This window comes from Alcanivorax sediminis, from assembly GCF_009601165.1.
Classification (GTDB): domain Bacteria; phylum Pseudomonadota; class Gammaproteobacteria; order Pseudomonadales; family Alcanivoracaceae; genus Alcanivorax; species Alcanivorax sediminis.
Map to the genome: position 1 here is coordinate 1,289,667 of NZ_WIRE01000001.1, position 11,114 is coordinate 1,300,780.

Genomic DNA, 11,114 nt, shown 5'->3' on the forward strand with positions numbered 1-11,114 from the left:
GCCAGACGAAAAAAAACCGCCCTTCAGGGCGGTTTTTTTATGCTTCTGCGTCCGGTGCCGGGCGTCAGAAAATTTGCTCTGGTGCATTGTTCCCGCCAGCCAGACCCAGCGGCGGCTCCAGATCCGGAAGCTGGTCCTCAACAAAATACTCCGTGACGCTGTCGGGATTCTGTGGGCGGGCCAGGAGACCGTTCTCCGGATTGATACGTACCGTGGTAATGCCTCTGGGTTGTTCCAGCTGGCTGTCCGGGACGCCTTTCAGGGCGGGCCCCATATAGTCCATCCAGATGGGCAGGGCTGCCTTGCCGCCGTATTCGCCCCAGCCAAGGGTGCTGGGGTTGTCAAAGCCCACCCAGACGGTGGCCACCAGCTCAGGCGAGTAGCCAGAGAACCAGGCATCCACCTGGTCATTGGTGGTGCCGGTTTTTCCTGCCAGGTCACGACGGCCGAGAGTGTTGGCCATGTGGCCTGTGCCGCGGCGGACGACGTCCTGCATCATGGAGTACATCAGCCAGGCGACGCGGGCATCCAGCACCCGGGGTGCAACCACGGGATCGGGCTGAATCGTCACTACTTCCTGGTCTTCATCAGTGCTGCTTGCCATCTCGTCCTTGTGCAGTACTTCGGCCAGGGAGGGCGGTTCGGCAACGGGTTCCAGTTCGACGGTTGTTGTTTCCGGTTGCTGGCAGCCTTCGTCGCAGAACTCGATTTCCGGTGCTTTCCAGAGCACGTCACCGTTTTCTTTTTCGATGCGTAGAATGCCCCAGGGAGACACACGGTAGCCGCCATTGGCAAAGATGCTGTAGGCGGTGGCAATTTCCATGGGGGTCACGCTGGCGCTCCCCAGTGCCAGTGAAAGGTCACGCTGGAAGGTGTCGATGGGCAGGCCAAAGCGTTCCAGGGTGCCCATGGCCTGGCTGATACCAATCTGGCGAAGAATGCGTATGGAGACCAGGTTGAGAGAGCGATAGAGCGCTTCGCGCATGCGAACAGGGCCGTAAAATTTGCCGCTGGCGCCAGTGGGGCGCCAGGCGGTTTCCAGCTTTTCGTCATCAAATACCACCGGAGCGTCATTGATGATGGAGGCGGGGGTAAAGCCGTTCTCCAGGGCTGAAGTGTAGATGAACGGCTTGAACACCGAGCCGGCCTGGCGCTTGCTTTGCACGGCGCGGTTGAAGTTGGACACGGAGAAGCTGTATCCGCCTTGCATGGCCTCAATGGCGCCGGTATGCGGGTCAAGTGATACCAGTGCGGACTGGGCACGTGGCAGCTCGGCCAGTCGCCAGCGTCGATTGTCGCCGCTGCCCGTCGGGCGTACATAGATCACGTGGCCGGGCGCCAGCACCTGGCTTGCCTTGCTGGGTTCATCGCCGACGTACTTGTCATTGATATGGCGACGGGCCCAGCGGATATCGTCCCAGGCCAGTTGCGCACGTTTGCCGTCCCTGAACAGGATGTCAGCTTCCTGGTCGCCGATGGCGGTCACAATGGCCGGGTTCAGTGGGCCGATGCGGGAGCGATCCTTGATCAGGGCAGCCCAGGAGGCAATGTCGGGGTCGAGCCCCATCATGGTCTCACTCAGTTCGGTATCGACTTCGGCTGTGTCGGGAGCGGTGTCCAGGTCCGGGGCGGCCTCGGTGCTGGCAGAGGTGATACCCGGCAGAGCAGGCAGCTCGCTGATATCGAGCTTGTCCAGTGGTCCACGGTAGCCATGGCGTTCGTCATAGTCGTGCAGCCCATCACGGAGCGCCTTCACTGCGTTGGACTGACGTTCACTGTCCAGAGTGGTGACGATACGAATCCCCGCGGTGTAGAGGTCGTCATCAATCAGTTCCATGGCCTGCAGGCGCACCATTTCTGCGAAGTAGGCGCCATCCACTTCAGGCTGGGCAGCATGGAAACGGGCAGTCACCGGGGCTTCCTGGGCTGAAAGGCGTTCCTCGTGGGTGAGTGCGCCAGTCTCTTCCATGCGGAAAAGAATCCAGTTTCGTCTTAACAGGGCCCGCTCCGGATTGGTGATCGGGTTATAGGCGGAGGGGGCCTTGGGCAGACCTGCGATCATGGCCAGTTGGGCCACACTCAGGTCACTGATGGATTTACCATAGTAGACCTGCGCTGCGGCTTCTGCCCCATAGGCCCGGTGCCCCAGATAAATCTTGTTGAGGTATAGCTCGAGGATTTCTTCCTTGCTGAGCACCCTTTCGATCTGGATGGCGAGCACAATTTCGTTGAACTTGCGCAGAAAACGCTGTTCCCGGCCTAGGAAAAAGTTCCGAGCTACCTGCATGGTAATGGTGGAGCCGCCGGAACGGATCTCCCGATAGCGGGCCAGCTCCACGGCAGCACGGAGCAGGCCTTTCAGGTCAACCCCGTTGTGGCTGAAGAAGCGCTCGTCCTCGGCAGCAAGGATGGCCTGCACCAGCGGCTGCGGCAGCTGATCATAGGAAACAGGCTGGCGTCGCTTCTCGCCATATTCTGAAATAAGCTTCATATCCCGACTATAAATGCGCAACGGGATTTGATATTCCACCTCGCGGATCTGGCTGGCAGGAGGGAGCTGCGGCGCCAGATAGAGGTAGCTGGCAGCAAGTACAAGCAGGCCGCCGCCTGCGCCGGCGGTGGCAAGGAGGAGGAGGAATCGGGTCCAGGTGGGTAAACGCATGTTTTCGGCAACTACTGGCTGGGATCGGTAGAAAGGCCTAGCCGGCCCGTGAAGTGGATCATTATATGGTGGAAAGGTTGTTGTGATCTAATATCTGTTCTGCTATTACTTACACCTAAAGTAATTCGACATAAAAAACCTGTAAGTGTATCTTTAGCAAGAAAAAACACTTCAATAATAACCAGACGGGACGACGACAGTGCTGCCTTTCCTCAGAAAAAAGGCCCAGACACTACTGGGGATCGACATCAGTTCTACCGCAGTCAAGCTGCTGGAACTGTCCAAATCCGGAAACCGTTACAAGGTCGAAAGCTACGGGGTTGAGCCCCTTCCGGCCAATGCGGTTGTCGAGAAGAATATCACCGATGTGGAAGGGGTTGGCGATGCCATCGCCCGCTTGGTCAGTCGCGCCCGTCCCGGGGTCAAGGTGGCTGCGGTAGCGGTTTCCGGCTCTGCGGTGATCACCAAATTGATCGAACAGGATGCCTCGCTGAGCGAGGATGATCTTGAGGCTCAGCTCAAGGCAGAGGCTGATCAATACATTCCTTATCCGATGGACGAAGTCCGAATGGATTTTCAGGTGGTCGGTCCGGTAGAGGGGAACGAAGACCGGGTAGAGGTGCTGGTTGCAGCCTCGAGAACCGAAAACGTGGAGATGCGAACCGACGCTGTGGAAATCGGGGGGCTTCAGACAAAGGTTGTTGATGTGGAGGCCTATGCGATGGAGCGGGCTTTCCAGTTGGTTCTCCCGGGGTTGCCGAACAGTGATGAGCTGGAGACAGTGGCTGTTTTCGATATCGGCGCCACAATGACTACCCTCAATGTATTTCACCAGGGGCGTAGCGTTTATACCCGTGAGCAGCTCTTTGGCGGAAAGCAGCTGACCGAAGAAATTCAGCGCCGTTATGGCATTTCCATGGAAGAAGCAGGGCTCGCCAAAAAGACCGGTGAGCTTCCTGACGATTATGAAAGCGAAGTGCTTCAGCCCTTCAAGGATGCTGTGGTGCAGCAAGTGAATCGGTCACTGCAATTCTTCTATGGTTCTACCCAATTCAATGAAGTGGATTACATCCTTCTGGCGGGGGGGTCGGCATCGATTGGCGGGCTGGATGATCTGGTGGAGGAAAAGGTGGGGGCCAGCTGTTCTGTGGCCAATCCGTTCAGTGATATGGCTTTGGCGAGCAAGGTTAGTGCCTCTGCTATTGCCAATGACGCGCCGGCATTGATGATTGCCTGCGGTTTGGCGCTGAGGAGCTTCGAGTAATGACAACAACAATTAACTTGTTGCCTTGGCGTGAAGAGCGTCGTAAGCAGCAGCAGCAGGAATTCGTCGTCATGCTGGTTGTGGCTGCCCTGATCGGGGGCCTGCTCTTCTGGTTGTGGCAGGGGAATGTAGACCAACAGATTAACGATCAGCGGGCAAGAAATAGCCATATCCAGGCTAAGACCTCAGAGCTTGATGAGAAAATCAAAGAGATCAAAGAGCTCAAGGCGCGCCGGGATGAACTGGTTGCGCGAATGGAGGTCATTCAAAGCCTGCAAGGTAACCGGCCATCCATCGTGTATGTGTTTGACCAGTTGGTTAAAACCCTTCCTGATGGCGTGTATTACAACGAAATATCGAGAAAGGGGATGCTGTTCACGATTGAGGGGATGGCGGAAAGCAATAACAGGATTTCTCGATTGATGCGTAGCTTGGATGAATCTGACTGGTTCCAGGAAGCGAACCTGCTAAATGTGACATCCATGGATGACGGTTCGGGGCTGAACAGCTTCGTGTTAACGGTTAAGCAGTCATCAGGAAGCGGCAAGGAGGAAGAAAAAAATGGGCGCCTCTGAGTTGAAAAACATGGATCTCAGTGAGCTGGTCGAGCAGCTTAATGGACTGGACTTCGAAAATGTCGGTGGGTGGCCAACGCCTGTAAAAATTCTGGCTGCTGTATTGATTCTGGCATTAGTGCTCGGTCTAGGATATTTCGTTTCTATCAAAGATTTGTATGTAACTCTTGACCAGCAACGAGTGGAAGAGCAGTCACTGCTGCAGTCTTTTGAGAAAAAAGCCTTTGAAGCTCACAATCTTGACCAGTTTCGCAAACAGCTTGCTGAAATGGAGCAGACTTTCGGGGCGCTTCTCAAACAGTTGCCGAAAGATACCGAAGTCCCGGGCTTGCTTGAAGATATAACGCATACGGGCTTGGGTAGTGGTCTCGAATTTGAAAAAATTGAACTTCGTGATGAGGTCGCAAAAGAGTTCTATGTGGAGCTGCCGATCCAGATTCGAGTGATCGGGGATTATCACAGCTTCGGATCGTTTGTGTCGGGAGTTGCTGCACTGCCTCGAATTGTAACCCTTCATGACTTCATGGTTTCAAGGCCCGATAATAAAGATGGCCCGTTGGCGGCTCTTGGTTTGCTCTATTTGGATGTTACGGCAAGAACGTATCGTTACTCTAATAAAGATACGGCACCTGGTGCCAAGCCCGGTGCAGCCAGGGGGAGAGGGGCATGATGAAAAAAATATTATTTCTGCCCGTCATGTTGCTCGCTCTTTCGACGTTAACAGGGTGTGGTTCTGGTGCTAATTTGGCGCAGCTGGATGCACAGCTTGAGGAAATCAAGGCACGCCCACGTGGGCGTATCGAGCCGCCGCCAGAGTTCAAGCCAGTGGCGTCGTACACTTATGGAGCTCATCAGTTGCGGTCGCCATTTAGTCCCCCTGTGGACCAGCAAGTGATTGCTGTGCCGGATGGCCGTAAGGTGGAACCCGATATGGGGCGGCCCAAGGAATACCTTGAGCGCTTCTCTCTGGATGCCCTGAAAATGGTGGGCACCATCTCTCGCCCTGGAGAGCCGCTTCAGGCTTTGATTGCTGATCCTTCCGGAGCAGTGACCCGGGTGCGCCCAGGGAGCTACATGGGTAAGAACTTTGGGCGTGTAGCAGAAGTGTCTGATGTGAATGTTAGTCTTGTTGAAATCGTTCCGGATGGTCGTGATGGTTGGGTGGAGCGCGCCAGTAACGTCACAATCGCCGAATAACAGTCGCTGGGGATCCAGTTATGAAAACTACAATTATGAGTAAGAAAATGAACGCATCCCTGCGTCTGGCGCGGCTGGTGTTGATAGGGGTTCTTGGGGGCGCAAGCTCTTTGTCCATGGCTGCGACCCTGAAATCTATCGAGGCCAATGCGTTGTCGGGTGATTCAATGGAGATTCGCCTTAAATTCGAAGGCGGTGTTCCGGAGTCCAAGGGCTACAGTATTGAGCAGCCCGCCCGCATTGCATTGGATTTGCTCGGGGCTGATAGCTCGATTACGGGTAAGCGGCAGAACCTTGGTACTGGTAATGCACGCAGTGTCACTATTGTTGAAGCAAAAGACAGGACACGGTTGATCTTTAACCTGGACTCGTTGACAGGTTACTCGACCAGTGTCGATGGTGACTCTTTGGTTGTGATGCTCGGGGGGGATCAAACATCCAGCAGCACTGTGCAAGAGTCCGCAGGTGAGTCCGCCATCAAAGCCGTCGACTTTCGGCGCGGTGATGAAGGTGAAGGGCGTGTAATTATCAATCTGTCAAAGGCGTCAATTCCTGTTGATGTGCAGGAAGAGGGTGGACGGATCGTGGCGCGTTTTGTCGGTGCAGGTATTTCTGATGAATTGATTCGAAAGCTGGATGTGACTGATTTTGCGACTCCCGTAAAAATGGTCGATGTGAAAGTGTCTGATGGAAGTACCATCGTCGAAATTGAGCCCACGGGTGTTTGGGAATATCTTGCCTACCAGGCGGATAACCAGTTCAGCATCAATGTGAAGCCAATTACGCGAGCCGAAGCTGAACGAAAGAAGAAAGATGCATTCGAGTACACCGGCGAAAAGTTGTCGTTAAACTTTCAGGATATTGAGGTGCGTTCAGTTCTGCAGCTGATTGCTGATTTCACCGGTTTGAACCTTGTAGCTTCTGATACTGTTGATGGGCGTATTACACTGCGACTGCAGAATGTGCCCTGGGATCAGGCGCTTGAGTTGATTCTGAAGACTAAGGGCCTGGACAAGCGTCAGGTGGGTAATGTTCTGCTAGTGGCGCCAGCGGATGAAATTGCGGCACGTGAACAGCTGGAACTGGAAAGCCAGAAAAAAATCGAAGCGCTAGCACCGTTGCGTACGCAATACATCAATATCAATTATGCCAATGCAAGCGATCTCAAGAAGCTGATTGGGCATGCTGGTGGTGAGGGCGAGGCTCTTGTTTCTGAGCGTGGTTCGGTTGTTGTGGACCAGCGTACGAATACCCTGATTGTTCAAGACACCGCAGCCAAGCTCGAGGATATCCGTGAATTGATTGAGCAGCTGGATATACCCGTACAGCAGGTGCTGATTGAGGCGCGGGTTGTTATCGCAACGAATGATCTCAGTGATGAGTTTGGCGTTCGTTGGGGGGGTATTGGTTATGACAATAACTCTATCATTAACAAAGGTAGTTCATTTGTCTATTCCGGCCGGATTCAGCCGCTGCGAGACCTCCATGGGACCAATCTCGAGACAGAGTTTGAGGAAGACGGAACGATCTCACAGGAATTTATTATTCCAGACGGAGATAACACTGATGACCTTTTAGTCGACTTGGGCGTGGAGTCAGCGAGTGCTTCCCGCTTTGCGGTTGGCTTTACTGACATCGCATCAGGGTTGATAGAGCTGGAGCTTTCTGCCCTTGAGGCTGAGGGGCATGGTGAGTTGGTGGCGACACCGAAGGTGTTGACTGCCGATCAGCAGCCAGCGGTGATCGCGTCAGGCCAGCAGGTTCCGTTTGAGGTTGCTACTTCCTCCGGCGCTACTTCAATTGAGTACAAAGAAGCTGAGCTGCGCCTTGAGGTAACGCCTCATATCACGCCCGATGGCAATATTATTATGAGCCTGAAAGTGAATAATGACTCTTTCAGTGGTGCAACTGCGGCCATTGATACAAACAGGGTGGAAACCTCTGTATTGGTTAATGATGGCGAAACTGTCGTGCTTGGTGGTATCTTCCAGCAGTCAAAGATCAACTCGGTAACCAAGACACCTTTCCTGGGTGATCTGCCGTGGATCGGAAACCTGTTCAAGAAGACTGTCAAGCGTGACAACAAGCAGGAACTGCTTATCTTTATCACGCCGCGCTTGATGAAGGATGCGTTGGCGAATCGGTGATAGAAGCAAGTAACCCTTCCTTGATATTGGTCGGCCCGATGGGTGCAGGTAAAAGCACCCTGGGCCGACACCTTTCCCAGATTCTGGATTACCCTTTCTACGACTCAGACCGGGTCATCGAAGAAAAAACCGGTGCGGATATCCCCTGGATATTTGATATGGAGGGAGAGGCCGGCTTCCGTCGTCGCGAGCATGAGGTGATTGAAGAGCTGTCTGCGCTGGATGGCATCGTCCTTGCTACCGGCGGCGGCGTGGTGGTCACACCGGAAAATCGTCGCTTGCTGCATGAGCGGGGTTGCGTGGTCTATCTGTGGACACCGGTAGAAGTGCAGCTGTCCCGGACCCGAAATGACCGCAACCGTCCTCTGCTGCAGACCGCAGATCCCCAGGCGCGGCTGGAGGCCTTGTTTGCCGAGCGGGACCCTCTCTATCGGGAGGTGGCTCATCACGTGGTGTCTACCGCCTCCGGCAACCTCAAGAAGGTGGCTGATGACGTGCTGGCTTGTTTGGCTTCTCACCGACAAGGATAATGTCCGCAAACTCGCAGGTGCGACCCGCCTGCCAGGCTTTGGCAACCATTCAAATGCGGAGAGATGATGCGCACACTTCAGGTGGCTCTGGCCGAGCGCAGTTACCCTATTCACATCGGTGAAGGGTTGCTCGACAGCTTCCCGCTGGCGGAGCAGGTCCGCGGCAACCAGGTGATGATTATCACCAACGAAACCATCGCTCCCCTCTATCTGGACAGGCTGGTCAGTCAGTTTGGCCATCTACAGTGCGACACCCTGATTCTTCCTGACGGGGAAAAGTTCAAGACACTGGATACCCTGGAAATTATTTTTGATGCGCTGATGAGCAAGCGCCACTCCCGCACCACCACGCTGGTGGCGCTGGGTGGTGGCGTGATTGGCGATATGGTCGGATTTGCTGCGGCCTGTTATCAGCGTGGCGTGGATTTTATCCAGGTGCCGACCACTCTGCTGGCGCAGGTGGACTCCTCCGTAGGAGGGAAAACAGCGGTTAACCATCCTCGTGGCAAAAACATGATTGGTGCGTTCTATCAGCCTCGACTGGTGCTGATTGATACCGAGGTGCTTGAGACGCTGCCTGCCCGAGAGCTGGCGGCAGGTTATGCCGAAGTGGTGAAGTACGGTCTGATTCGTGATTTGCCTTTTTACCGCTGGCTGGAAACCAATAACGACAAGTTGTTGTCCAGAGAAGCAGATGCGATTGCAGAGGCAATCTTTCGCAGCTGTGAAAACAAGGCGCAGGTGGTTGCCGATGACGAAACCGAGCAGGGCAATCGTGCCCTGCTGAATTTGGGCCATACTTTTGGTCATGCCATTGAAACGGCGACCGGCTATACCGATTGGCTGCACGGTGAAGCGGTGGCCATGGGCATGATTATGGCGGTGCGTATGTCATGTGAGCTGGGCTGGGTGGAGCCGGGTCTGGAGGCGGATCTGACGGCGCTGCTGGCAACCTGGAATCTGCCGGTTACGGTTCCCGCAAGCATGACGCCGGCGCAGTTTCTGGATCTGATGGCCATGGACAAGAAGGTGCACAACGGACAGCTGAGGCTGGTGCTGCTCAAGGCATTGGGAGAGGCTGTGGTGACGGCGGACTACGACAAGGGTGCGCTGGACAGGACACTGGAGACGTTTTGTGGAGTTTGATGAAGATCGTTTTTTCAGTGGTGCCTCACGTGGCGACTACCTTGAGGCGCTAACGGCTCATGCCGGGCTGGGCTCGGTCGTCGTGGTGGATGGCGATTCCGGTAGTGGTGTTTCGACGCTGCTAGGACAGGCGGTGATGGCGCTGCTGGACGATCTGGAGGTGGTGCGGATTGATGGCCACGACCCTCACGATGGTAATGTGGTGGTGGAAGCACTGTTGCGCCATTTTAATATCGAGCGCCCGGAGCTGCCGGAAACGCTGCGCCGGACACTCGTGGATGGACGCATTGTGGTGGTGGTCGACAACAGCGAGGCGTTGTCTGAAGACGCGCTGGCGACCATGGCTTCTCTCAAGCAGAAGCTGGGTGGAAGGCTTGGGTACTTCTTCGGTGGCCAGTCAGCTTGTCTGGAGCAGGTCAAGGCGGCGGGTTTTGTTGTTGATGACCGCTTGAGCTTGCCCGCGCTGACTGCAGAAGATATTCAGGATTGTGCCTGGTTTGTACTGGGGCTGGAGCTGGATGACGGAGAATCGGCCTCTCTTTGCGACCGCTGCGAAGGGAATCTGGGGCAGGTACTGGCGTCGCTGGCGCCGGAAAGTCCATTGGCTTCCTCGATATCGACGGATGAGGATGAAGCGTCACTGAGTTTTGGTGCCCGTCATCAGGATGAGGAATCCGAGGCGGACCTGGAGGATGATTCAGGTTGGGAGGACGAGGGCGAGGAGTCGTCTGACGATCGTGCTGAGCCACCCTGGCGGCATATAACTGCGGTGGCAGGTTTGTTGGTGGTCGTGGCGTTGCTATGGTTCGGGCTTTCTTCTAATTCACAGGAAGACCCGTCTACCCGGGTCATCGCCTTGCCGGTGCCAGCAGAGCCTGCTGCCAATGAGTTGCCAATCGATGCGACCGGCAGTGATGAGGTGCAGCCGATGACGCCGACCATGGAGCCGGTGGCGCGGTTGGAAGATCTGAAGGTGCGTGAGGACGGAGAGGTGATACTCGAGCCTGTCTCCGATCCCGTGATGCAGTCGGATCCGCCACAAAAGGATACGGTCATGACGTTATCGCAAGCCCCTGGGGACCCTAAGCCTGCAGAGGCGCCTGAGCCTGCTGTCGCTGAGTCTTCACCACAGCCGAAGCCGCTTGTGGATGCCGAAGGTTATCGTCATGCTGGATGGCTGGCGACTCAGGATGATGCTGACTGGTTCCTGCAGATCACTGCGACAAGTCAGCAGGAGGGGGCTCGCCGGGTGCTGGACCAGATCGATCGCAAAGGGGCCTATTATGAGGCGCAGCGCAACGGAAAGACGGTCTGGCTGGTGCTGGCGGGGGATTATTCCAGCCGTCAGGCCGCGCTGGATGCAAAGTCTTCGTTACCGGCAAAGTTGAGGGAAGCTGGCCCATTTCCCCGCAAGATGGCCGACATTCGCGGCGAACTTTAGAAGTTTCGCGACGTCTTGATAACAAAAAATGCGGGTTGGGCACGTGTTCAATTTGTCGCCCAACCCCGCAATGTGTAGAATGCATATCCCTTTTTTGCCGTCACCACTGGCCTGACGCCATTTGCCTTCTGTAAGTCTCTGAATTTCAAGAG

Annotated in this window: 9 protein-coding genes; 8 read left to right on the plus strand and 1 reads right to left on the minus strand. The window is 55.3% G+C overall.

Features of this window, described 5'->3' with window-relative positions:
- Positions 1-64 precede the first annotated feature (64 nt).
- The gene (locus GFN93_RS05835; protein ID WP_153499723.1) at positions 65-2,662 is read right to left on the minus strand and encodes a penicillin-binding protein 1A; all 2,598 of its coding nucleotides are present in this window, start codon (positions 2,660-2,662) and stop codon (positions 65-67) included.
- A 199-nt stretch (positions 2,663-2,861) separates the two neighbouring features.
- Here GFN93_RS05835 and GFN93_RS05840 point away from each other — a divergent pair, with 199 nt between their 5' ends.
- The 8 genes from GFN93_RS05840 to GFN93_RS17540 all read left to right on the plus strand — a co-directional run bounded on the left by GFN93_RS05840 (position 2,862) and on the right by GFN93_RS17540 (position 10,962).
- A complete protein-coding gene (locus tag GFN93_RS05840; RefSeq protein ID WP_328594305.1) occupies positions 2,862-3,926 on the plus strand; it encodes a pilus assembly protein PilM in 1,065 nt (354 codons plus the stop codon).
- The gene (locus GFN93_RS05845) at positions 3,926-4,501 is read left to right on the plus strand and encodes a PilN domain-containing protein (RefSeq protein WP_153499724.1); all 576 of its coding nucleotides are present in this window, start codon (positions 3,926-3,928) and stop codon (positions 4,499-4,501) included. The genes GFN93_RS05840 and GFN93_RS05845 overlap by 1 nt, the downstream gene beginning before the upstream one ends.
- Positions 4,488-5,171, plus strand: a complete 684-nt coding sequence (locus GFN93_RS05850) for a type IV pilus inner membrane component PilO (RefSeq protein WP_407921787.1) — start codon at positions 4,488-4,490, stop codon at positions 5,169-5,171. Before GFN93_RS05845 ends, GFN93_RS05850 begins: the two co-directional genes overlap by 14 nt.
- On the plus strand, positions 5,168-5,698 hold the full coding sequence (locus GFN93_RS05855; protein WP_235901687.1) for a pilus assembly protein PilP: 531 nt from the start codon (positions 5,168-5,170) through the stop codon (positions 5,696-5,698). Before GFN93_RS05850 ends, GFN93_RS05855 begins: the two co-directional genes overlap by 4 nt.
- Positions 5,699-5,718: 20 nt before the next feature.
- A complete protein-coding gene (pilQ, locus tag GFN93_RS05860) occupies positions 5,719-7,845 on the plus strand; it encodes a type IV pilus secretin PilQ family protein (RefSeq protein ID WP_194285751.1) in 2,127 nt (708 codons plus the stop codon).
- On the plus strand, positions 7,842-8,375 hold the full coding sequence (gene aroK, locus GFN93_RS05865) for a shikimate kinase AroK (RefSeq protein WP_328594306.1): 534 nt from the start codon (positions 7,842-7,844) through the stop codon (positions 8,373-8,375). Before pilQ ends, aroK begins: the two co-directional genes overlap by 4 nt.
- A gap of 66 nt (positions 8,376-8,441) precedes the next feature.
- Positions 8,442-9,521, plus strand: coding sequence for a 3-dehydroquinate synthase (gene aroB, locus GFN93_RS05870; protein WP_153499728.1), 1,080 nt, complete (start codon positions 8,442-8,444; stop codon positions 9,519-9,521).
- Positions 9,511-10,962, plus strand: a complete 1,452-nt coding sequence (locus tag GFN93_RS17540; RefSeq protein ID WP_328594307.1) for an SPOR domain-containing protein — start codon at positions 9,511-9,513, stop codon at positions 10,960-10,962. The genes aroB and GFN93_RS17540 overlap by 11 nt, the downstream gene beginning before the upstream one ends.
- Positions 10,963-11,114 lie beyond the last annotated feature (152 nt).

Excerpts from the sequence above, each read along its gene's own strand:
- GFN93_RS05835 (WP_153499723.1), bottom strand. The coding sequence starts at position 2,662 with ATGCGTTTACCCACCTGGACCCGATTCCTCCTCCTCCTTGCCACCGCC.
- GFN93_RS05845 (WP_153499724.1), top strand. The coding sequence starts at position 3,926 with ATGACAACAACAATTAACTTGTTGCCTTGGCGTGAAGAGCGTCGTAAG.
- GFN93_RS05850 (WP_407921787.1), top strand. The coding sequence starts at position 4,488 with ATGGGCGCCTCTGAGTTGAAAAACATGGATCTCAGTGAGCTGGTCGAG.
- GFN93_RS05855 (WP_235901687.1), top strand. The coding sequence starts at position 5,168 with ATGATGAAAAAAATATTATTTCTGCCCGTCATGTTGCTCGCTCTTTCG.
- pilQ (WP_194285751.1), top strand. The coding sequence starts at position 5,719 with ATGAAAACTACAATTATGAGTAAGAAAATGAACGCATCCCTGCGTCTG.
- aroB (WP_153499728.1), top strand. The coding sequence starts at position 8,442 with ATGCGCACACTTCAGGTGGCTCTGGCCGAGCGCAGTTACCCTATTCAC.